Below are 21,600 nucleotides of genomic sequence, written 5' to 3' on the forward strand. Positions count from 1 at the left end.
GGCCCGGCGGATGTGGTGTACGCGACGTGGGACGGACCTGTGCCAGGTGAGGCCGGTCGGTAGGCTGCGAAGCCAGTCATGCCGTCCCCCGGGACGGCCGGTCGACCCCAGGAGCGCCACAGCATGACACTGCCCGACAGCCCCTCCGCCGACGGAGGCACGATGCGCCTGGCGGAGGGTTTCCCGCAGCTGGGCGACGAGGACTGGGCCGCGATGGCCGCGAAGGTCCTCAACCGCTCCCGGCCGGAGGACGATCACCTGGACCCGGCCGGCGCCGTCGCCGCGCTGACCAGCGAGCTGCCGGGCGGCCTCGAGGTCGAGCCGATCTACTGGCCGGAGCCGGGCCGCGCGCTCGGGCTGCCCGGGGCGATGCCCTTCACCCGCGGCCGCGGCCCCCGCGACCCGGAGCAGCCCTGGGACGTCCGGGCGCTGCACGAGGACCCCGACGCCGCCCGCACCCGCGCGGCCGTGCTCCAGGACCTCGAGCAGGGAGCCACCTCGGTGTGGCTGCACGTCGGCGAGGACGGCATCGCCACCGAGGATGTCGCGACGGTCCTCCAGGACGTCATGGTCGACCTCGCATCGGTCACCGTCAGCTCGTTGACCGACCAGACCGGCGCCGCCGCGGCCCTGCTCGCCTTCTGGGAGACGAAGGGGGCCGACCCCGCCACCGTGCGCGGCAGCCTCGGCCACGACCCCATCGGCGCGGCGGCCGCGCTCGGCACCGCGCCGGACCTGGCGCCGCTCGCCGACGCGGTGCGCTCCTGCACCGAGCGCTGGACCGGCGTGCGCGCCGTCACCGTCGACACCCGGGTCCACCACGACGCGGGCGCCGGCGACGCCGACGAGATCGCGCTGGCCCTCGCCACCGCCCTGGAGTACGTCCGGCGCCTGCACGCCGACGGCATCGAGCCGGCCGAGGCCTTCCGGCGCATCGACTTCCGGGTGGCCGCGACGGCCGACCAGTTCGCCACCATCGCCAAGCTGCGGGCGCTGCGGCGCACCTGGGCCCGCGTGGGCGAGGTGCTCGAGGTCCCCGAGGCCGACCGCGGGGCCTGGGTGCACGCCGTCACCTCCTGGCGGATGCAGACCCGCACCGACCCGTGGGTGAACATCCTGCGCGACACCATCGCCTGCTTCGGCGCCGCCGCCGGCGGGGCCGAAGCGATCACCGTGCTGCCGCACGACGTCGCGGTGGGGCTGCCGACCCCCTTCGCCCGGCGCATCGCCCGCAACACCCAGACACTGCTCTCCGCCGAGTCCCACGTCGCCGCGGTCGCGGACCCGGCCGGCGGCTCGGCCTACGTCGAGTCGCTGACCGACGAGATCGCCCGCGCCGCGTGGCAGTGGTTCGGTGAGCTCGACGGGGCCGGGGGCACCGCGGTCGCGCTCGCCGACGGACGCATCGCGGACCGACTCGCCGCCACCCGCGCACGGCGCGACGCCGCGCTGGCCACCCGTGAGCTGCCGCTCACCGGTACCTCGACCTTCCCGCTGGCCGGGGAGACGCTCCTCGAGCGGGAGCCGCGCGCGGAGGTCACCCGCGACGGGCTGCCACGCCGCCGGGACTCCGAGGCCTTCGAGGCCCTGCGCGAGCGGGCCGGCTCCGACCTCACCGTCCCCGTGCTCGGGCTGGGTGCCGTCAAGGAGCACACCGCCCGGGTCAGCTTCGTCGGCAACCTCCTCGGGGTCGCCGGCATCCACCCGGAGCTCCACGAGCTCCTCGACGGGCCCGAGGGGGTCGACCTCTCCGGCCTCGAGGGTGCGCCCGTCGCGATCATCGCCTCCTCGCCGAAGGGGTACGCCGCCCACGCGGAGGCGACCGTCGCCGCCCTTCGCGCCGCCGGCGTGCAGCACGTCGTCATCGCCGGCGCACCGACCGAGGCCGAGGGCACGTCGGTCGATGACTCCGCGCAGGCGGGCATGGACGTCCTGGCCTTCCTCGAGGACCTCATCGACCGCCTCGGTACCCGCCAGCAGCCGGCAGGAGCACGCTGATGACCGACCAGATCCCCACCTTCGAGACCATCGACCTCGGCGACGGGGTGCCCTCCGCGGGCGCCACCGACCGCTGGGAGGAGGCCCTCGCGCGCACGCCGGGCGCCGCCGACGGCTGGCGGACCCCGGAGCACATCACCGTCGCGCCGGTCTACACCGAGGCCGACACCGAGGACCTGGACTTCCTCCGGACGGTGCCCGGCGCGGCCCCGTACCTGCGCGGGCCCTACCCGACGATGTACGTCAACCAGCCGTGGACGGTGCGCCAGTACGCCGGCTTCTCCACCGCGGAGGAGTCCAACGCCTTCTACCGGCGCAACCTCGCCGCGGGGCAGAAGGGGCTCTCGGTCGCCTTCGACCTGGCCACCCACCGCGGCTACGACAGCGACCACCCCCGCGTCGCCGGCGATGTCGGCATGGCCGGTGTGGCGATCGACTCCATCCTGGACATGCGCACTCTCTTCAGCGGCATCCCGCTGGAGCGGATGAGCGTGTCGATGACGATGAACGGCGCCGTGCTGCCGGTGCTCGCGCTCTACGTCGTCGCCGCCGAGGAGCAGGGGGTGAGCCCGGAGCAGCTGAGCGGCACCATCCAGAACGACATCCTCAAGGAGTTCATGGTCCGCAACACCTACATCTACCCGCCGGGCCCCTCGATGCGGATCATCTCCGACATCTTCGCCTTCACGAGCCAGCGGATGCCCCGCTTCAACTCGATCTCGATCTCCGGGTACCACATGCAGGAGGCCGGGGCGACGCAGGACCTCGAGCTGGCCTACACCCTCGCGGACGGCATCGAGTACATCCGCGCGGGCCGGGAGGCCGGGCTGGACGTGGACTCCTTCGCGCCGCGGCTGTCCTTCTTCTGGGCCATCGGCATGAACTTCTACATGGAGGTGGCCAAGCTGCGCGCGGCCCGCCTGCTGTGGGCCCGGCTGGTCAAGGAGGGCTTCGCCCCGGAGAACCCGAAGTCGCTCTCGCTGCGCACCCACAGCCAGACCTCCGGCTGGAGCCTGGCGGCCCAGGACGTCTACAACAACGTCGTGCGCACCTGCGTCGAGGCGATGGCCGCGACCCAGGGGCACACCCAGAGCCTGCACACCAACGCCCTGGACGAGGCGATCGCGCTGCCGACGGACTTCTCGGCGCGCATCGCCCGCAACACCCAGCTGGTGCTGCAGCAGGAGTCGGGCACGACCCGCGTCGTCGACCCCTGGGGCGGCAGCGCCTACGTCGAGCGGCTCACCCACGACCTCGCCGAGCGGGCGTGGAGCCACATCCAGGAGGTCGAGAAGGCCGGCGGGATGGCCAAGGCGATCGAGGCGGGCATCCCGAAGATGCGTATCGAGGAGGCCGCCGCCCGCACCCAGGCGCGCATCGACTCCGGGCAGCAGCCGGTGATCGGCGTCAACACCTACCCGGTCGACGAGGACGAGCCGATCGAGATCCTCAAGGTCGACAACGCCTCCGTGCGCGCCCAGCAGCTGGAGAAGCTGGAGCGGCTGCGCTCCGAGCGCGACGAGGAGGAGACCCGCGCAGCGCTCGCCGCCCTCACCGAGGCGGCGAAGGGGGACGGCGGCACCATGGAGACCAACCTGCTGGCCCTGGCGATCGACGCCGCCCGGGCCAAGGCCACCGTCGGGGAGATCTCCTCGGCGCTGGAGGAGGTCTTCGGTCGCTACACCGCCTCGATCCGTACCATCTCCGGTGTGTACCGCGACGAGGCCGGCCCGGGCGGGGCCGTCGAGGAGGTCCAGCAGAAGGTCGAGCAGTTCGCCGACCTGGAGGGCCGCCGGCCGCGCATCCTCGTGGCCAAGATGGGCCAGGACGGGCACGACCGCGGGCAGAAGGTCATCTCGACCGCCTTCGCCGACCTCGGCTTCGACGTCGACGTCGGCCCGCTCTTCCAGACCCCCGCGGAGGTCGCCCGCCAGGCCGTCGAGGCCGACGTGCACGTCGTGGGCGTCTCCTCGCTGGCCGCGGGGCACCTCACCCTCGTGCCGGCGCTGCGCGAGGAGCTGGACGCCCTGGGCCGCACCGATCTGCTGATCGTCGTGGGCGGGGTCATCCCCAGCCAGGACTTCGAGGAGCTGCGCGCGGCGGGAGCGGACGACATCTACCCGCCCGGCACCGTCATCGCGCAGGCTGCCGGCCGGCTCGTGGACACGCTCGTCGAGCGCGCCTCCGCTGCCGATGGCTGAGTCGGTCGCCGATCTCGCTGCCGGCGTCCGGGAGCGCTCCCGGGGGCAGATCGCCCGGGCGATCACGCTCGTCGAGTCCTCCCGGCCGGCCCACCGCGACCGGGCCAAGGAGCTGCTCGCGCTGCTCGCGCCCGACACCGGTCACGCCGTGCGCGTGGGCATCTCCGGGATCCCGGGCGCGGGCAAGTCGACCTTCATCGACGCCCTCGGCACCCGGCTGATCGAGGCGGGCCACCGCGTCGCGGTCGTCGCCGTCGACCCGAGCAGCTCGCGCACCGGCGGGTCGGTGCTCGGCGACCGCACCCGGATGGCGGCGCTGACCGCCAGCGACGACGCCTTCGTGCGCCCCTCGCCCTCGGGGGACCACCTCGGCGGCGTCGCCCGGGCGACCCGCGAGTCGATGCTCGTGCTCGAGGCCGCGGGCTTCGACGTCGTCCTCGTCGAGACCGTCGGGGTGGGCCAGTCCGAGGTGGCGGTCTCCGAGATGGTCGACACCTTCCTCATGCTCGCCCTCGCCCGGGGCGGGGACCAGCTGCAGGGGATCAAGCGCGGCATCCTCGAGATCGCCGACGTCATCGCGGTCAACAAGGCCGACGGCCCCTACGAGGGCGATGCCCGGGTGGCCGCCCGCGAGCTCTCCGGGGCGATGCGGATGATGAACCCGGACCCCGAGGCCCGCCGCCCCCCGGTGCTGACGTGCAGCGCGCAGACCGGCGCCGGCCTCGACGAGGTCTGGCAGGCCGTCCTCGATCACCGCAGCCACCTCGAGGCGCAGGGGTCGCTCGCCACCCGCCGGGCGGAGCAGCAGCAGGAGTGGATGTGGGCGATGGTCGACGCCGAGCTGCACGACCTCGTGCGCCGTTCACCCGGGGTGCGCGAGCACCTGGCCGAGCTGACCGCGGCCGTGCGCTCGGGGGAGACCAGCGCCGTGGAGGGCGCCGGACGGGTCATCGACGCCTTCGCCCGGGACCTCGGCGAGCGTTGATCCCGGCGCTCAGCCGCGCGCCGGAGCCCCGATCCTCTTCGGTGCGATGCCGGAGCGGCGCGCGAGGAGGAGCAGCACCGCGGTCATGACGGCGGTGGCGAGCACGCTCGTGCCGGCCGCGGCCCCCGTGCTCGTCGTGTCCGTGCCGACGTAGGCATCCTGCAGCCCGCCGAGCACGCTCAGGCCCACCGTGATGACGAGGTTGTTGACGACGTGCAGCACGATGGCCGCCTCCAGGCCGCCGGTGCGCCACGTGAGGTAGCAGCAGGCGAGCGCCATGCCGCCGAGGTCGATGATGATCCACGGGTCGAGCGAGGTGTGCGCGAGCGCGAAGAGGAGGGTCGAGAGGATCGTCCCGACGACCAGGGCCAGGACCGGGTTCCGGATCCACGCACCCACCCCCTGGAGCAGACCGCCACGGAAGGCGACCTCCTCCCCGGCCGCTTGCAGGGGGGTGGTGAGCAGCGTGACGACCACGAGCCACTGCCAGTGCTCCGGCCGGTCGCCGGGTGACTCCCCGGAGAGTACCCACGACCCGGCGAGGTAGGCGCCCCAGAGCACGAGCGTGACGACGAAGGCCCGCAGCAGCCAGCCCCACCGGATCCGCCCCGCGACCGACCACAGTGCTCCCATCGGGCGCCAGTGCCCAAGCCGCGTCGCGACGAGCGTCGCCGGGATGAGCGCGGCGAGCATGAGATTGTTGATCAGCATCGAGACCGGGTCGGTCGCCATCGACTCGACCGCGTCCGGAGTCGTGAGCAGGTCGGGTCTCAGCGCGTAGAGGATGATGCCCAGCACCATGCTCGTGACGAAGAAGACCCCCACCGCCAGCAGCAGTGCCACAAGCGGTCGCCACCAGTGGTACCCCCGCACCCGCATCTGCGAGACGTAGCTGCGGGGCTCGTCGTCGGGCAGCGGGCGCAGCGAGCCGCCTCCGGTCGGTGCCGGGGGAGGGGCGAAGGGGGCCTGCCTCCCGGACCACCGCTGCCGGTGGTGCTCCCGGGCCGCCTGCGCGAAGTCGATGAGCAGCGGGTGCACCCCGTCGTCGGTGGCGAGGGCGTGGTCGATCAGCGTGGCCGGTGACCGACCGGCGGCGGCGACCACGGCGGGGCGGCCTCCGCGGTGGGCCTGCGCGGACCAGACGGTGCCCGCGGCCGAGGCGTAGTCGTCGGCGGGGCGGCCGCCGGCGGGCTGCACCGGCAGTCGCGTCGGGGCGGTGCCGAGCAGGAGGGCCAGCCGGCCACCGGGGGCGGCCACGAGCATCTCGGGCGCGGAGTCGTCCGCGGCTGCCGGGCCGACGAGCGGCAGGCCCGCACCCAGGGCGTGGGCGATCGTCGTGTCGTGCACGTCGGCCGGTGAGCCGATCGGGGCGGGCAGCAGCCAGAGGCCGTCCAGATCCGGGGTCGGGGCGGTGCCGTCGGGCAGACCGAGGACCTCGGCCTCCGGGAGCAGGACGGCCAACGCCCGGCGGGCGCGGTCGGCGCCGGGGTGCTCGGGCGGGCCGACGAGGGCGATGCGCGGGCCGGTCATGGCCCGATCGTACGTGGGCGGCCGGAGACCCCCGGGCCACGGGGGAGCCTCCGGCCGCCCACGGTGGGAGGAGTCCTGATCAGGTGCGGGTCTCGGCCTTCGAGCCCTCCTCCTCCTGCTCGGTCACCGGGAGCTCCCCGGTGACCTCGCCCCGGTTGAGCGCCTCCCGCCCGGCGAAGACGGCCTCCTCGGGGATGCCCCGCACCTTCGTGACGAACTGCAACCTCTCCTTGCGCAGGGCGATGATGAAGCTGATCCCCGCGAGGAACATCAGCGTGAACATCGGTAGCCCGACGACCGTGATGACCTGTTGCAGCGCGTCCAGTCCCTGGTCGCCGGCGAGGACGATGAGCAGCGCGGCGAGCACGCCCTCGCTGACGCCCCAGAAGACGCGCTGGTGGGTCGGTCCGGCGTCGCCGTCGCCGGTGCAGAGCATGTCGACGACGAGGGAGGCGGAGTCGGAGCTCGTCGCGAAGAAGATCGCGACGATCACCACGGCGAAGCCCTGGATGAAGGTGGTCAGGGGATAGTGCTCGAAGAAGGCGAACATCGACAGCGGGATGGAGTCCGAGACGGCCGAGGCGATCTCTCCCTCGGACCCGTTCATGCCGTCGATGCGCATGGCCGACCAGCCGAAGACCACGAACCAGATGATCGTGAAGATCGTCGGGGCGAAGAGGACGCCGAGGACGAACTCACGAACGGTGCGGCCCTTCGAGATGCGCGCCAGGAAGATCCCCATGAAGGGGGCCCAGCTGACCGTCCACGCCCAGTAGAAGACGGTCCAGCCGCCCTGCCAGCCCCAGCCCTCGTCCTTGGTCACCGGGGCGAGCGAGTCGTTCCAGAGCATCATCTCGGGCAGCGAGGAGACGAAGTTCCCGGTCGTCTCGAAGATCTCCCGCAGCAGGAAGAGCGTCATTCCGCCGGTGAGGAAGACGAAGATCATCAGGCCGATCGCCATGGCGATGTTGATGTTGGACAGGAACTTCACCCCCTTGTCCATGCCCCGGACGATCGAGGTGACCGCGACGGCCTCGAGGACGACGATGATCAGCACCTGCAGGACGGTGTTGTTGTCCCACCCGAAGAGAGCACCGAGGCCGGCGCCGATCTGGGAGGTGCCCAGACCGATCGAGACGGCGACGCCGAAGAGGGTGCCGAGGATGGCGGTGATGTCGATGGCCCGGCCGATCGGCCCGTAGATGCCGTCCTTGAGGATCGGGTAGAAGACCGAGCTCACGCGCACCGGGAGCTCGTAGCGGTGGATGAAGTAGGCGAAGGCCAGGCCGGGCAGGCAGAAGATCGCCCAGGTGTGGAGGCTCAGGTGGTACAGGGCGAAGTTCATGCCCTCGGTGGCCGCCTGGGGGGTGAACGGTTGCACGTCCGCCTTCGGGGGCGTCGTGTAGTGGGAGATCGGTTCCGCCACGCCCCAGAACATCAGGATGGTGCCGATGCCGCCGGCGAAGAGCATGGCGAACCACGAGGGGAAGCTGTACTGCGGTGGTTCGTCCTTGCGGCCGAGCTGGACCTGGCCGTAGGGGCTGAAGGCCACGCCGAGGAGCATGATCACCCACGCGGTGACGCCGAAGATGAAGTACCACCCCAGGTTGGTGACCACCCACTCGCGCCCGGTGCTGAAGGAGCTGTTCAGCTGGGCGGGGAAAAGTAGCAGGACGATGAGGAAGAGGATCATCAACCCCGCCGAGACGAAGAAGATCGTCGGTTGCGTGCGCAACCGGAGCCTGCGGGCGAGTGCGTCCATGTCGCTGTCCTTCCGTCGAGACCGCCTCGCCCTCCCAATGGGGGGCAAGGGACACCCGTGAGTGTGGCACCGTGCGGCGACCACAGGGTGGATTTCGCCCCGGCAGATTGCATGGCGTATCCTCGAGTGTCGGTCTGTGTGTGCTCCGCCTTCCCGTACCGGGGAGGCGGGATCCATGCGTGACCGACTCACGGGGGTCGCCACACAGGTGGCCGCCATCGACGGATTGAGAGGGTATGGCCAAGAAGGACGGTGTCATCGAGGTCGAGGGCACGATCGTCGAAGCGCTCCCGAATGCGAACTTCCGGGTCGAGCTGACGAACGGTCACAAGGTTCTCGCCCACATCTCGGGCAAGATGCGGCAGCACTACATCCGGATCCTTCCGGAGGACAAGGTTGTCGTCGAGCTCAGCCCGTACGACCTGACCCGCGGCCGGATCGTCTTCCGTTACCGCTGATCGACGCGGCCACCGACGGTGGCCGACGAGAGCAGCACCCGAGCACGACCCGTCGCCACGTACCGGGGGCGGGAAGATCGAGAAAGATGCGAGACGGCAATGAAGGTTCAGCCGAGCGTCAAGAAGATCTGTGACAAGTGCAAGGTGATCCGCCGCAACGGCCGGGTCATGGTGATCTGCGACAACCTGCGCCACAAGCAGCGCCAGGGCTGATCGCGGTCCACCAGGACCGGTGAGGCGGGGAACCGGGCACCAGCCCAGATCCTCGAGCAACGCCAATTGAAGAGAAGCACCACCCGGCCCCTGCCCCCTTCGCGGAGCAGGACGTCACCCCCGGTCTCGGAGGCCGGGGACCGCAGCGGCCCGCCCGGAGCGCGGGACCACCCGCCGGACTGGTGGTGCACCAGACCTCCGAGCAGAAGAGAATGGAAGCCAGCACATGGCACGTCTTGTTGGAGTGGATCTCCCGCGCGAGAAGCGCGTCGAGGTCGCCCTGACCTACATCTTCGGTGTGGGACGCACGACTTCGCAGCAGGCCCTGGCCGCGACCGGGATCGACCCGAGCACGCGGGTGAAGGACCTGACCGACGAGCAGCTCGTCACCCTGCGTGACTACTTCGAGGCCAACGTCCAGCACGAGGGAGACCTCCGCCGCGAGGTCGCCGCCGACATCCGCCGCAAGGTCGAGATCGGCACCTACACGGGCCTGCGCCACCGTCGTGGTCTGCCGGTGCGCGGTCAGCGCACCAAGACCAATGCGCGTACCCGCAAGGGTCCGAAGCGCACCGTCGCAGGCAAGAAGAAGGCCTGACCCACCCACCGGCGACGCGGCCCCGCCGCCACCGGTGAGCACGACCCACCGAAGAACTTCGTAGGAGAAACATGCCCCCCAAGACCCGCGCCACCAAGGTGCGTCGCAAGGTCAAGAAGAATGTGTCCGTGGGCGCGGCCCACATCAAGAGCACGTTCAACAACACCATCATCTCGATCACCGATCCCACCGGTGCCGTGATCTCCTGGGCCTCCGCGGGCCAGGTCGGCTTCAAGGGATCGCGCAAGTCCACCCCGTACGCCGCCCAGATGGCCGCCGAGGCCGCCGCCCGCCGCGCCATGGAGCACGGCATGCGCAAGGTCGACGTCTTCGTCAAGGGGCCCGGTTCCGGTCGCGAGACCGCGATCCGCTCCCTGACCGCTGCCGGCCTCGAGGTCGGCGCGATCCAGGACGTCACGCCCAGCCCGCACAACGGTGTCCGCCCGCCCAAGCGCCGTCGCGTCTGAGCAGCTAGACACGGGAGATAGATAAGACATGGCTCGTTACACCGGCCCCATCACCAAGAAGTCCCGTCGGCTCAAGCTCGACCTCGTCGGCGGCGACAAGAACTTCGAGCTCCGCCCCTTCCCGCCCGGCCAGCACGGCCGTCGGCGGATCCAGGAGAAGGAGTACCTGACCCAGCTGCAGGAGAAGCAGAAGGCCCGCTTCACCTACGGCGTCATGGAGAAGCAGTTCCTCCGGTACTACAAGGAGGCGGCGAACCGTCCCGGCCAGACCGGTCACAACCTGCTGACCATCCTCGAGTCCCGCCTGGACAACGTCGTCTACCGCGCCGGCCTGGCCCGCACCCGCCGGCAGGCCCGCCAGCTGGTCACCCACGGCCACCTGGAGGTCAACGGCAAGCGGACCAACGTCCCCAGCCAGCGCGTCGAGCAGTACGACATCATCACGATCCGCAAGCAGTCGGTGGAGGCCTTCCCCTTCCAGCTGGCCCGCGAGACCTTCGGCGAGCGCCCCGTCCCGGCGTGGCTGCACGTCGTCCCGGGCAGCCTGAAGGTGCTGGTCCACCAGCTCCCGACCCGCGAGCAGATCGACACGCCGCTCACCGAGCAGCTGATCGTCGAGCTCTACTCCAAGAACTGAGTCAGTTCCACCCAGGGTGGCCCCCGCGGACCGATGCGGGGGCCACCGCCGGGGTCGCGCCCCGGCACTTTCACGAGGCGTCATATAGCGGTCGCCCGTGGGAAGGAAGATCACCGTGCTCATCGCACAGCGCCCGATCCTCAGCGAAGAGGTCCTCGCCGACAACCGTTCGCGGTTCGTCATCGAGCCCCTCGAGCCGGGCTTCGGTTACACCATCGGCAACTCCCTGCGTCGCACCCTGCTCTCGAGCATCCCGGGTGCCTCGCTCACCTCGATCCGCATCGACGGCGTCCTCCACGAGTTCTCCACCATCCCGGGGGTGAAGGAGGACGTCACCGAGATCATCCTCAACCTCAAGGGGCTGGTCGTCTCCAGCGAGAACGACGAGCCGGTCGTGATGTACCTGCGCAAGTCCGGCGCCGGTGCCGTCACCGCCGCGGACATCAACCCGCCGGCCGGTGTCGAGGTGCACAACCCCGACCTGCACATCGCCACGCTCAACGACAAGGGCTCCGTCGAGATGGAGCTGACCGTCGAGCGCGGTCGTGGCTACGTCTCCGCACAGCAGAACAAGAGCGGCGACCAGGAGATCGGCCGGATCCCGGTCGACTCGATCTACTCGCCGGTGCTGGCCGTGACCTACAAGGTCGAGGCCACGCGAGTGGAGCAGCGGACCGACTTCGACAAGCTGATCGTGGACGTCGAGACGAAGAACTCCATGGTTCCCCGGGACGCGCTGGCCTCCGCCGGCAAGACCCTGGTCGAGCTCTTCGGCCTGGCACGCGAGCTGAACATCGAGGCCGAGGGCATCGACATGGGCCCGTCCCCGACGGACGCCGCGATGGCCGCCGACATGGCCCTGCCGATCGAGGACCTGGACCTGACCGTCCGCTCCTACAACTGCCTCAAGCGCGAGGGCATCCACAGCGTGGGTGAGCTCGTCGGGCGCAGCGAGGCGGACCTGCTCGACATCCGCAACTTCGGCGCGAAGTCGATCGACGAGGTCAAGGCGAAGCTGCACGACATGGGCCTGGCCCTCAAGGACAGCCCGCCCGGGTTCGACCCGAGCACCGCGGACTACGAAGAGTACGACGAGCCCGGTGACGAGGATGCCTCGTTCGCCGAGGACGAGCAGCTCTGAACCACCTCGAGTGACCTGACCGCTGCCGCGGTGAGGTCTGACAGCTCCCAAGGAGAACATCATGCCCACCCCCACCAAGGGTCCCCGTATCGGCGGAGGTCCGGCTCACGAGCGGCTGATCCTCGCGAACCTGGCCACGTCCCTCTTCGAGAACGACCAGCTGACGACCACCCAGGCCAAGGCCAAGCGGCTGCGCCCGCTGGCCGAGCGGCTGATCACCTTCGCCAAGCGCGGTGACCTGGCCTCGCGCCGCAGGGTCATGACGGTCGTGAAGGACAAGGGCGTCGTCCACCGCCTGTTCGTGGAGATCGCGCCCGACGTGGCCGACCGTCCCGGTGGCTACACCCGGATCACCAAGATCGCCCCGCGCAAGGGCGACAACGCCCCGATGTGCGTCATCGAGCTCGTCCGCGAGCCGGTCGACGCCAAGCCGAAGCGCGCGGTCGTCAAGGAGGCGGAGGGCGCCGCCAAGCGCTCCGCCAAGGACGCGGCTGCCGAGCAGGAGGCCACCGAGGCCCCGGCCGAGGACCTGCCCGAGGGTGCCGTCAAGGCGCTCGAGGATGGTGCCGCGCCGAGTGACGAGTACACCGTCAAGGGCAACCTCGACTCGCAGAAGTACCACGTCGCCGGTTCGCAGTGGTTCGACTCGACCGTCGCCGAGGTCTGGTTCAAGACCGCCGACGAGGCCAAGGCGGCCGGCTTCGAGCCGGCTGGTGGCGAGAGCAAGCAGCAGGAGTCCGACGAGGAGGCCTGAGCCTCCCGCGCGGCCCAGCGCCGGACGAAGGGCGCCGCACCCCACCAGGGGAGCGGCGCCCTTCGCCGTGTCGGGGCCGGCCGCCCGTGGCCGGGTTTCCCGATGGCGGCGGAGCACGCCGCCTACGCTGGGCCACATGCGGCTGCGCCTCGACCTCGCCTACGACGGCACCGACTTCCACGGCTGGGCCGCCCAGCCGGGGTTGCGCACCGTGGAGGGGGAGCTGACTGCCGCCCTCGGGCGGGTGCTGCGTCTCCCGCAGGACCCGTCGGTGACGGTGGCCGGACGCACCGACGCCGGCGTGCACGCCGCGGGGCAGGTGGTCCACCTCGACCTGGCCGAGGAGGTGCTCGCCGGAGCCGCCGGCCGGTCCGACCGGGACCCGCTCGACGCCCTGCTCACCCGGGTGCGCGGGGTGCTGCCGCCCGACATCGCCCTGCACCGGGTGGCCCGGGCGCCGGAGGGCTTCGACGCCCGCTTCTCGCCGCTGCAGCGGCGCTACCGCTACCTGATCAGCGACGACCCGGCCGGGTTCGACCCCCTTCGTCGTCGGGACGTGGTGGCGCTGCGCACCCCGCTGGACCCCGGGGCGATGACCGAGGCCTCCGCGCTCCTGCTCGGGCTGCGAGACTTCGCCGCCTTCTGCAAGCGGCGGGAGGGGGCCACGACGACCCGGACGCTGCTGCGCTACGACTGGCGCCGCACGCCGGACGGGCTGATCGAGGCGACCGTCGTCGCCGACGCCTTCTGCCACTCGATGGTCCGCGCCCTCATCGGTGCCCTCGTGCCGGTCGGGACCGGGCAGCGGGACCTGCGGTGGCCGCTGGAGGTCCTCGGCGCCGGCGTGCGCGACCCGCGGGTGAAGGTCATGCCCGCCCACGGGCTCTCCCTCGTCGAGGTGACCTACCCCGACGCGGCGCGGATGGCCGAGCGGGCGGCGACCACCCGGGCGCGGCGGCCCTCCTGAGGCCTACGAGGAGGTGCGCAGCGCGCCGCCGGGCGGCAGCGGCCACCACCGCCACTGCACGATCCCCACGACCTGGTCGGCCGGGACGAAGCGGGCAACGCACGTCTCGTCGGCCGGGCGACCACGGCAGGCCGCCACCGAGTCCGAGCTGTTCGCCCGGTTGTCACCGAGGACGAGGTAGGAGTCCTCGGGCACCGCGACCTCGGGGAAGCAACGGGTCGACGGGGCACGGCCCTCGACCGCCCGGTCGCAGGAGGTCCCGTGCTCGAAGGGGTGGGGATTCTTGACGTAGGGCTGCGCCAGCGGCTCGCCGTCGACCCGGATCCTGCCGTCGAAGCCGCAGCAGGAGACGGTCTCGCCGGGCAACCCGATGATCCGCTTGACGGTGTAGGAGTGGTGGCTCGGCCCCACCCCGAGCAGGTCGCCCCCGTAGCGCACGAGGTTCTTCAGGGGCCGGGGCTCCTCGAGTCGTTCCTCCTCCCACGTGCGTCCGTGCGCGAAGGCGATGACGTCGCCCCGGTCCAGGTCGTGGGTGTCCACGCCGATGACGCGCACCGCCACCCGGTCCCCGGTCAGCAGGGTGGGCTCCATCGACTCGCTCGGGATGACGAAGGGCCGCACGACGAAGTGGCACAGCAGGCCCAGCAGGACGAGACCGAGCACCACGCGCACGCCCACATCGACGTACCAGGGGCGCACGCCCCGCTGCTCGGTCCTGACCACGGGGGCCAGCCTAGGGACGTCGAGGGAGCGGGATGAGCCCGACGGCCGCAGAAACCCGGCGGGCGCCCGGGGTGCCGGCACCGCGCCGGCGGTAACGCTCCAGCACCGCGTCCAGCTCGGCCCGCAGCGCGGCCAGCTGCGCCTCGTCGACGAGCACCTCGCGCTCCTCGAGACCGCACTCCTCCTGCCAGACGAGCGGCCAGCCCACCTGGCGGTCGATCCAGCCGTGCAACCGGCCGGCGTGGTGGTCCACGTGGTCGTGGGCGAGCCACAGCGCGTCGGCGAGCTCCTCGGCGTCGTCGATCGTGCTCACCGCCACCCCGGTGTCCGGTCCCGATTCCTCCTCGACCTCGGCCGCGGCCCAGACCCGGCTGCGCCCGTCGCCGAGCCCGGTGTCCGTGATGAGCCCGGCCTTCTGGAGCACCCGGGCGTGGTAGCTCGTCGCCCCGGTGTTGCTCGAGAGCGCCCGGGCGAGGTCGGCCGCGGTGGCGCCGCCGTGCAGTCGCAGGTGGGCGAGGATGCGGGAGCGAAGGGGGTGGGACAGCAGTCGCCAGGCCTGCGCGGAGGGTGCCGGGGTGGGTTCACTCACCCCCGGATGATTGCACAAGTTTTGTGCAATCGTCGCCGAGGGGCTGGGTGGCGAAGCTGCGCAGGGGCCGAAAACCCTTGCCATGCCGGGCTTTCCGGAGGTCCGGCAGCGATTTCGAGCCGCTCCGGACGCTCCGTAGAATGGAGTGCAGCAGCGCCGTCCACGCCATGTGCACGGCGCCTCCCTTCGCTCCCGCGAGGGAACCCGCACCACGACTAGCAGAGGCATTCACATGCGCACCCACACAACCAAGGGCGGTGAGATCACCCGTCAGTGGCACGTCATCGACGCCACCGACGTGGTCCTCGGTCGTCTCGCGACGCAGGCGGCGACGCTGCTGCGCGGCAAGCACAAGACCAACTTCGCCCCCTACCTGGACTGCGGCGACTTCGTCATCGTCATCAACGCCGAGAAGGTCGCCCTGACCGGCGCGAAGGCGGAGCAGAAGCGCGCCTACCGCCACTCCGGATTCTCCGGCGGACTGTCGTCCTCCAGCTACGCCGAGCTGCTCGAGAAGAACCCCGAGCGCGCCGTCGAGAAGGCCATCCGCGGCATGCTGCCGAGCAACAGCCTCGGCCGCCAGCAGCTGGGCAAGCTGAAGGTCTATCGCGGGGCCGAGCACCCGCACGGTGCCCAGCAGCCGACCCCCTACACGATCTCGCAGGTCGCGCAGTAAGCGCCGCCGAGAAGGAACCAGAGGCAATTATCGTGGCTGACACCACCGACAACGCACCGCAGACCCAGGACCTCGAGGGCGAGGAGCCCCAGCTGTCCTCCTACACCTCCGAGTCCCAGGGCCCGGTCGGCGACGCCGCGCCCGTGGCCCGCCCCTCGGCCTCCGCGCCGGGCTCCGGCACCGGCCGCCGCAAGCAGGCCGTCGCCCGCGTCCGGATCGTCCCGGGCAGCGGCGAGTGGCAGGTCAACGGCCGCTCGCTGGAGGAGTACTTCCCGAACAAGGTCCACCAGCAGGTCGTGAACGAGCCGCTCGTCGCGCTCGAGCTCGACGGCGCCTACGACGTGCTCGTGCGCGTCCACGGCGGTGGCCCCTCCGGCCAGGCCGGGGCCGTCCGCCTCGGCGTCGCCCGTTCGTTGAACGGCGTGGACCCGGACACCAACCGCCCGACCCTGAAGAAGGCCGGTTACCTCACCCGTGACGCCCGCGTCCCGGAGCGCAAGAAGGCCGGTCTGAAGAAGGCCCGCAAGGCACCGCAGTACAGCAAGCGCTGATCGGGGCACACCCTCGCAGCACCGACCAGGGCGGCTCCCACGTGGTGGGGGCCGCCCTCGTCGTGGCGTCGTCCTCCCGGGGAAGCGCGGCTGCACCCGGTATCCTCGGCCGGGTCCTGCCCATGGCGCCACGGTGGGCAGGACCTCCACGGAAGGTTGATTCACGATGACCCGACTGTTCGGCACCGACGGTGTCCGCGGCCTCGCCAACGGCGAGAAGATCACCGCCGGCACCGCACTGCGTCTGGCCCAGGCGGCGGCACGCGTGCTGCCGCTGCCCGACCACGAGGGTGAACGCCCGGTCGCGGTCGTCGGCCGGGACCCGCGGGCTTCCGGGGAGTTCCTCTCCGCCGCGGTCGTCGCCGGTCTGGCCAGCAGCGGCATCGACGTCCACGACGCCGGGGTGGTCCCGACGCCGGCGGTGGCCTTCCTCACCGCGGACCTGCACGCCGACTTCGGCGTCGTGCTCTCCGCCTCGCACAATGCCATGCCGGACAACGGCATCAAGTTCTTCGCGAAGGGGGGCCACAAGCTCCCCGACGCGGTGGAGGACCGGATCGAGGCGGCGATGGTCGAGGAACCGCTGCGTCCCACCGGCCCCGAGGTCGGACGGGTGCTCCCGATGGGGGACGGGGGGACCCGCTACGTCCGCCACCTGCTGGACGCTCTCGAGCAGCGCCTCGAGGGGCTCACCGTGGTCCTCGACGCCGCGCACGGCGCCGCGAGCGAGGTCTCCCCGGAGGCCTTCCGCCTGGCCGGCGCCAGCGTGCACGTGATCGGCGCCCGGCCCGATGGGCTGAACATCAACGACGCGCACGGCTCCACCCACATCGAGCTGCTGCAGCAGGCGGTCCGCGAGCGCGGTGCCGACCTCGGCATCGCCCACGACGGCGACGCCGACCGGTGCCTCGCGGTCGACGCCTCGGGCACCGTCGTCGACGGGGACCAGATCATGGCGATCCTCGCCGTCGCGCTCAAGGAGCACGGCGAGCTGGTCGACGACGTCCTCGTCGCGACGGTGATGAGCAACCTCGGGCTGCTGCAGGCGATGGAGGCGGCCGGCATCCGCGTCGTGCAGGCGGGTGTGGGGGATCGCTACGTCCTGGAGGAGATGCGCCGCGGCGGGTACTCCCTCGGCGGCGAGCAGTCCGGCCACGTCATCATCTCCCGGCACGCGACGACCGGCGACGGGGTGCTCACCGGGCTGATGCTCGCGGCCCGCGTGGCCGAGACCGGCCGGTCGCTGGCCGACCTGGCCGGGGTCATGCGCCGGATGCCGCAGGAGCTGATCAACGTCACGAACGTCGACAAGCAGGGCGTCGACGACGACGAGGGCGTGCGCGCGGCCGTCCAGCAGGAGGAGGAGCGGCTGGCCGGCGCCGGGCGCGTGCTGCTGCGCAAGTCCGGCACCGAGCCGCTCGTGCGGGTCATGGTCGAGGCCGACACCGCCGAGCGCGCCCGGGCCAGCGCCGAGCGCCTGGCCGCCGTGGTCCGGGAGCAGCTCTCGATCGGTGCCCCGGTCTCCTAGACCTCCTCAGAAGTGCTGGGTGAGCAGCCCGGTGTCCACGTCGTAGCGGAAGCCGCCGATCTTGGCACGGTCGGCGATGAGCGGGTGGGTCCGCAGCGCGGCGACGTCCTGGCGCAGCGCGTCGATCTGGTCGGCGACGACGTGGAATCCCTGCCACGAGGCGTCCTGGCCCGCGGAGTCACCGACCGCCTTGCGCAGCTCCTCCTCGCTCATCTTGCCCATCGCGCACTTGGTGTGCGGGATGATCAGGACACGGTCGACGTTGAGCAGGTGCACGCCGAGGACGATCGCCTCGAGGGCCGACGGCGTGACCCGGCCGCCCGGGTTGCGGAAGATCTTGGCATCGCCGGGCTTGAGGCCGAGCAGGCCGAGCGGGTCGATGCGGCTGTCCATGCAGGTGACGATGGCGACGCCGGCATTGGCGATGCCGTCGAAACCGGCCATGCCGAAGCTCTCCGCGTAGCGGGCATTGGCATCGATGAGGTCGCTGAAGTCCTCGGTGTTCAGGGATGCTGGCATGAGGGGGAACCGTCCTTTCGTGGGAGGCGGCGGGCGCCGTCTTCCCTGACCATACGTCCGCGGGGGAGGCTCCCCCTTCGCGCCGGCCGGGTGCCGCAGATCAATCCTTGGTGAAATCGTCAGCGCGCCGCGGCCCTTTCCGGTCGGTTCGGGTGTAGACATTCGTCTACGGGTGCGTGACGTGTATCACGCGGCTGCTCTGGACGAAAGGACGAGCGACGTGGATTCGCGACGACGGCGCCGCATCGCCGGCATCGCCGCGGCTGCCCTGGTCGGCTCCATGGGCCTGGCCGCCTGCGGCAGCAGCGACGGCTCGGGCGGTGGCCCGGTGACCCTGCACTGGTACATCAACCCCGACGGCGGCGGCGCGGACCCGGAGGGCGGGGGACAGGCGCAGCTGGCCAAGGAGTGCACGAAGAAGTCCGGCGGCGCCTACCGGATCGCCATCGAGCAGCTGCCCAACGAGGCCACCGACCAGCGCCAGCAGCTGCTGCGGCGGCTGGCCTCCAACGACACGGGCGTGGACCTGATGTCCATCGACCCGGTCTTCGTCCCCGAGTTCGCCGAGGCCGGCTTCCTCCAGGAGGTCCCGAAGGATCGTCGGGCGGACTACACCAAGGGCATGGTCGACCCGATCGTGAAGACCGCGAAGTGGAAGGGCGACCTGTATGCGGCGCCCTTCTGGGCCAACACCCAGCTGCTCTGGTACCGCAAGTCGGTGGCGAAGGAGGCCGGGCTGGACATGAGCAAGCCGGTCACCTGGGACCAGCTGATCGAGGCCGCGAAGAAGAACGACACCGAGATCAGCGTGCAGGCCTCCCGCTACGAGGGGTACATGGTCTGGATCAACGCCCTCATCGAGGGCGGCGGTGACCACATCATCGAGAACCCCGGCGCCGACGGCGAGGCCCTGCAGTTCGGGCTGACCTCGCCGGGCGGCAAGAAGGCTGCCGAGATCATCCGCTCCGTGGCCAAGGACAAGGTCGGTGGCCCTGCCCTCGGCTCGACGAACGAGACGACCTCGCTGGACATGTTCCAGAACGAGAAGTCCGCGTTCATGGTCAACTGGCCCTACGTCTACGCGGCCCTGAAGGGGGCAGACGTGCCGTGGATGGACGACCTCGCCTGGACGACCTACCCGGCGACGAGCGAAGGGGAGGACGCCGCACCGCCGCTGGGCGGCATCGAGCTGGGCGTCAACCAGGCCTCGACGAAGCAGGAGCAGGCCTGGGACGCGATCTCCTGCATCACCTCCGAGGAGAGCCAGAAGACCTACATGCTCGGCACCGGCAACCCCGCCGCCGACGAGGCGGTCTACGACGACCCGGAGATCAAGAAGGTCTTCCCGATGGCGCCCCTCATCCGTGAGTCGCTCAACGCGGGCGGCCCCCGGCCGCAGACCCAGTACTACGGTGACGTCTCCTCGGGGATCCAGCGGGTCTACAGCCCGCCCGGCTCGGTCGACCCGGGCCGGACCCCGCAGCAGGCCACGTCGCTGCTGCAGGACGTGCTGAAGGGAGATGCGTTGCTGTGATGTCGCAGCGATCCAGGGCCGAGCAGCGCCTGGGGTGGAAGCTGGCAATGCCCGCCTTCGTGGTCATGGTGCTCGTGACGGGCTACCCGATCCTGCAGGCGGTGTGGAACAGCTTCTTCAACTACCGGCTGACCGACCCCGAGAACAAGCGCTTCGTCTTCCTGGACAACTACCTCGTCTCCTTCTCCGACATCGTCTTCTGGAAGTCGATGTGGGCGACGCTGCTCATCACCGTCATCACGGTCGTCTTCGAGCTCGTCCTCGGGTTCATCATCGCCCTGGTCATGCACCGGATCGTCATCCCGCGCAAGACGCTGCGCACCCTGGTGCTCATCCCGTACTCGATCATCACGGTCGTCTCGGGCTTCACCTGGCTCTACGCGTTCCAGACCGGGCCGGGCTTCGTGAACCGGTGGCTGTCCTTCCTGCCGGGGATCGACCCGGGCTTCGACTGGTTCGGCGGCTTCTGGACCTCGATCGTGGTCATCTCCCTCTCGGAGATCTGGAAGACGACCCCCTTCATGTCGCTGCTCCTGCTGGCCGGCCTGGCGCAGGTGGACACCTCGATGGAGGAGGCGGCGAAGGTGGACGGGGCCAGCTGGATGCAGACGATGTTCCGGGTGATCCTGCCGAACATGAAGGCAGCGATCATGGTCGCGCTGCTCTTCCGGACCCTGGACGCCTTCCGCATCTTCGACAACATCTTCATCATGACCGGTGGCGCCAACGACACGAGCTCGTTGTCGATGCTCATCTACCGGCAGACGATCGACCGCACGGAGATCGGGCTCGGGTCCGCGCTCTCGGTCATCCTCTTCGTCTGCGTGCTGATCATCGCGGCGATCTTCGTGCGGGGCTTCAAGGTCGACCTGGCCCAGGGGAGGAGCTGACGATGGGTACCAATGGCAAGGGCAACGGCCTGTGGACCGTGCTGGCCGTCCCGATCATGCTCTGGACGGCGCTGCCGCTGCTGTGGATGCTCTCGCTGTCGCTGAAGACCGCGGAGGACCTGGCCAACCCGGACGCGAGCGTCCTGGGCAACTTCTGGCCGAAGAACCCCACGATGGAGAACTACGAGCTGATCTTCACCGGTGGGGCGAGCGACCTGTTCATGCCGGCGCTGCGCAACTCGATCATCGTGTGCGTGCTCGCGACGCTCATCTCGGTGGTCCTGGCGATGTTCTGCGCCTACGCGATCGCGCGGCTGGAGTTCAAGGGCAAGCGGATGATCCTCGTGACCGCGCTCGCGGTCAGCTTCTTCCCGGTCGTGGCGATGGTGACCCCGCTGTTCGAGGTGTGGAGCAAGATCGGGCTCTTCGACACCATCCCCGGCCTGATCATCCCCTACCTCGCGCTGACGCTGCCACTGTCGATCTGGACCCTCTCCGCCTTCTTCCAGCAGATCCCCTGGGAGATGGAGCAGGCCGCCCAGGTGGACGGCGCGAGCAGCTGGCAGGCCTTCCGCAAGGTCATCGTGCCGCTCGCGGCGCCCGGTGTCTTCACCACGGCGATCATCACCTTCTTCGTCGCGTGGAACGACTTCGTCTTCGCGATCTCGCTGACCTCGGAGAACGCCCGCACGGTCCCTGCCGCCCTGGCCTTCTTCACCGGAGCCAGCCAGTTCGAGCAGCCGACCGGCGCCATCATGGCCGCCGCGGTCGTCGTCACCATCCCCGTCGTGATCCTCGTGCTGTTCTTCCAGCGCCGGATCGTCGCCGGTCTGACCTCGGGTGCCGTCAAGGGCTGAGGCCCGCCCGGAGAAACCAGGA

22 protein-coding genes are annotated in these 21,600 nt (G+C 70.8%); 17 read left to right on the forward strand and 5 right to left on the reverse strand.

What is annotated here, in order from left to right:
- Positions 1-123: 123 nt before the first annotated feature.
- From JCO01S_RS01330 to meaB, 3 genes are read left to right on the forward strand one after another with little or no spacing between them, the layout of a single operon-like run.
- On the forward strand, positions 124-1,998 hold the full coding sequence (locus JCO01S_RS01330; RefSeq protein WP_245634299.1) for a methylmalonyl-CoA mutase family protein: 1,875 nt from the start codon (positions 124-126) through the stop codon (positions 1,996-1,998).
- Positions 1,998-4,199 (forward strand): methylmalonyl-CoA mutase, encoded by a 2,202-nt coding sequence (gene scpA / locus JCO01S_RS01335; protein WP_068249705.1) that lies wholly within the window; start codon positions 1,998-2,000, stop codon positions 4,197-4,199. The genes JCO01S_RS01330 and scpA overlap by 1 nt, the downstream gene beginning before the upstream one ends.
- Entirely contained in the window at positions 4,192-5,184 is a 993-nt protein-coding gene (meaB, locus tag JCO01S_RS01340) for a methylmalonyl Co-A mutase-associated GTPase MeaB (RefSeq protein WP_068249707.1), read from the forward strand. Before scpA ends, meaB begins: the two co-directional genes overlap by 8 nt.
- A gap of 9 nt (positions 5,185-5,193) precedes the next feature.
- On the opposite strand, the gene JCO01S_RS01345 is transcribed toward meaB, so the two are convergent.
- Entirely contained in the window at positions 5,194-6,714 is a 1,521-nt protein-coding gene (locus tag JCO01S_RS01345; RefSeq protein ID WP_068249709.1) for a CPBP family intramembrane glutamic endopeptidase, read from the reverse strand.
- A 79-nt stretch (positions 6,715-6,793) separates the two neighbouring features.
- On the reverse strand, positions 6,794-8,476 hold the full coding sequence (locus tag JCO01S_RS01350) for a BCCT family transporter (RefSeq protein WP_084342531.1): 1,683 nt from the start codon (positions 8,474-8,476) through the stop codon (positions 6,794-6,796).
- A 236-nt stretch (positions 8,477-8,712) separates the two neighbouring features.
- Between JCO01S_RS01350 and infA the strand changes: the two genes are divergently transcribed.
- The 8 genes from infA (at position 8,713) to truA (ending at position 13,711) form a co-directional block, all read left to right on the forward strand.
- Positions 8,713-8,934 carry a translation initiation factor IF-1 gene (gene infA / locus JCO01S_RS01355; protein WP_068249711.1) on the forward strand — a complete coding sequence of 74 codons (222 nt, stop codon included), beginning with the start codon at positions 8,713-8,715 and terminating at the stop codon, positions 8,932-8,934.
- A 99-nt stretch (positions 8,935-9,033) separates the two neighbouring features.
- On the forward strand, positions 9,034-9,147 hold the full coding sequence (gene rpmJ / locus JCO01S_RS01360; protein WP_007928044.1) for a 50S ribosomal protein L36: 114 nt from the start codon (positions 9,034-9,036) through the stop codon (positions 9,145-9,147).
- 226 nt (positions 9,148-9,373) lie between these two features.
- The gene (gene rpsM / locus JCO01S_RS01365; protein WP_068249713.1) at positions 9,374-9,745 is read left to right on the forward strand and encodes a 30S ribosomal protein S13; all 372 of its coding nucleotides are present in this window, start codon (positions 9,374-9,376) and stop codon (positions 9,743-9,745) included.
- Between the two features lie 71 nt (positions 9,746-9,816).
- Positions 9,817-10,212, forward strand: coding sequence for a 30S ribosomal protein S11 (gene rpsK, locus JCO01S_RS01370; RefSeq protein WP_068249715.1), 396 nt, complete (start codon positions 9,817-9,819; stop codon positions 10,210-10,212).
- Positions 10,213-10,240: 28 nt separating this feature from the next.
- The gene (gene rpsD, locus JCO01S_RS01375; protein ID WP_068249717.1) at positions 10,241-10,849 is read left to right on the forward strand and encodes a 30S ribosomal protein S4; all 609 of its coding nucleotides are present in this window, start codon (positions 10,241-10,243) and stop codon (positions 10,847-10,849) included.
- 115 nt (positions 10,850-10,964) lie between these two features.
- Positions 10,965-11,990, forward strand: coding sequence for a DNA-directed RNA polymerase subunit alpha (locus JCO01S_RS01380; protein ID WP_068249719.1), 1,026 nt, complete (start codon positions 10,965-10,967; stop codon positions 11,988-11,990).
- A 61-nt stretch (positions 11,991-12,051) separates the two neighbouring features.
- Positions 12,052-12,744: a 50S ribosomal protein L17, sunset domain variant gene (gene rplQ / locus JCO01S_RS01385; RefSeq protein WP_068249721.1), complete on the forward strand. Its 693-nt coding sequence runs from the start codon at positions 12,052-12,054 to the stop codon at positions 12,742-12,744.
- 136 nt (positions 12,745-12,880) lie between these two features.
- The gene (gene truA, locus JCO01S_RS01390) at positions 12,881-13,711 is read left to right on the forward strand and encodes a tRNA pseudouridine(38-40) synthase TruA (protein WP_068249723.1); all 831 of its coding nucleotides are present in this window, start codon (positions 12,881-12,883) and stop codon (positions 13,709-13,711) included.
- A 3-nt stretch (positions 13,712-13,714) separates the two neighbouring features.
- Here truA and lepB read toward each other — a convergent pair whose 3' ends face one another.
- Both lepB and JCO01S_RS01400 read right to left on the reverse strand, forming a co-directional pair.
- Entirely contained in the window at positions 13,715-14,434 is a 720-nt protein-coding gene (gene lepB / locus JCO01S_RS01395; protein WP_169796879.1) for a signal peptidase I, read from the reverse strand.
- Positions 14,435-14,444: 10 nt separating this feature from the next.
- Positions 14,445-15,023, reverse strand: coding sequence for an ArsR/SmtB family transcription factor (locus tag JCO01S_RS01400; protein WP_068249727.1), 579 nt, complete (start codon positions 15,021-15,023; stop codon positions 14,445-14,447).
- A 232-nt stretch (positions 15,024-15,255) separates the two neighbouring features.
- Between JCO01S_RS01400 and rplM the strand changes: the two genes are divergently transcribed.
- The 3 genes from rplM (at position 15,256) to glmM (ending at position 17,778) form a co-directional block, all read left to right on the forward strand.
- The gene (gene rplM, locus JCO01S_RS01405) at positions 15,256-15,699 is read left to right on the forward strand and encodes a 50S ribosomal protein L13 (protein ID WP_068249729.1); all 444 of its coding nucleotides are present in this window, start codon (positions 15,256-15,258) and stop codon (positions 15,697-15,699) included.
- 32 nt (positions 15,700-15,731) lie between these two features.
- On the forward strand, positions 15,732-16,250 hold the full coding sequence (gene rpsI / locus JCO01S_RS01410) for a 30S ribosomal protein S9 (RefSeq protein WP_068249731.1): 519 nt from the start codon (positions 15,732-15,734) through the stop codon (positions 16,248-16,250).
- Between the two features lie 166 nt (positions 16,251-16,416).
- Positions 16,417-17,778, forward strand: a complete 1,362-nt coding sequence (glmM, locus tag JCO01S_RS01415) for a phosphoglucosamine mutase (protein ID WP_068249734.1) — start codon at positions 16,417-16,419, stop codon at positions 17,776-17,778.
- 6 nt (positions 17,779-17,784) lie between these two features.
- Here glmM and JCO01S_RS01420 read toward each other — a convergent pair whose 3' ends face one another.
- Positions 17,785-18,297 (reverse strand): beta-class carbonic anhydrase, encoded by a 513-nt coding sequence (locus tag JCO01S_RS01420; protein ID WP_068249736.1) that lies wholly within the window; start codon positions 18,295-18,297, stop codon positions 17,785-17,787.
- A 220-nt stretch (positions 18,298-18,517) separates the two neighbouring features.
- Here JCO01S_RS01420 and JCO01S_RS01425 point away from each other — a divergent pair, with 220 nt between their 5' ends.
- From JCO01S_RS01425 to JCO01S_RS01435, 3 genes are read left to right on the forward strand one after another with little or no spacing between them, the layout of a single operon-like run.
- Positions 18,518-19,831: an extracellular solute-binding protein gene (locus JCO01S_RS01425; protein ID WP_068249737.1), complete on the forward strand. Its 1,314-nt coding sequence runs from the start codon at positions 18,518-18,520 to the stop codon at positions 19,829-19,831.
- Positions 19,831-20,721 (forward strand): carbohydrate ABC transporter permease, encoded by an 891-nt coding sequence (locus JCO01S_RS01430; protein ID WP_068249738.1) that lies wholly within the window; start codon positions 19,831-19,833, stop codon positions 20,719-20,721. Before JCO01S_RS01425 ends, JCO01S_RS01430 begins: the two co-directional genes overlap by 1 nt.
- 2 nt (positions 20,722-20,723) lie before the next feature.
- Positions 20,724-21,578, forward strand: a complete 855-nt coding sequence (locus tag JCO01S_RS01435) for a carbohydrate ABC transporter permease (protein WP_068249740.1) — start codon at positions 20,724-20,726, stop codon at positions 21,576-21,578.
- The last annotated feature ends 22 nt before the right edge of the window (positions 21,579-21,600 follow it).

Source organism: Janibacter corallicola NBRC 107790 (genome assembly GCF_001570965.1).
GTDB classification, from domain to species: domain Bacteria; phylum Actinomycetota; class Actinomycetes; order Actinomycetales; family Dermatophilaceae; genus Janibacter; species Janibacter corallicola.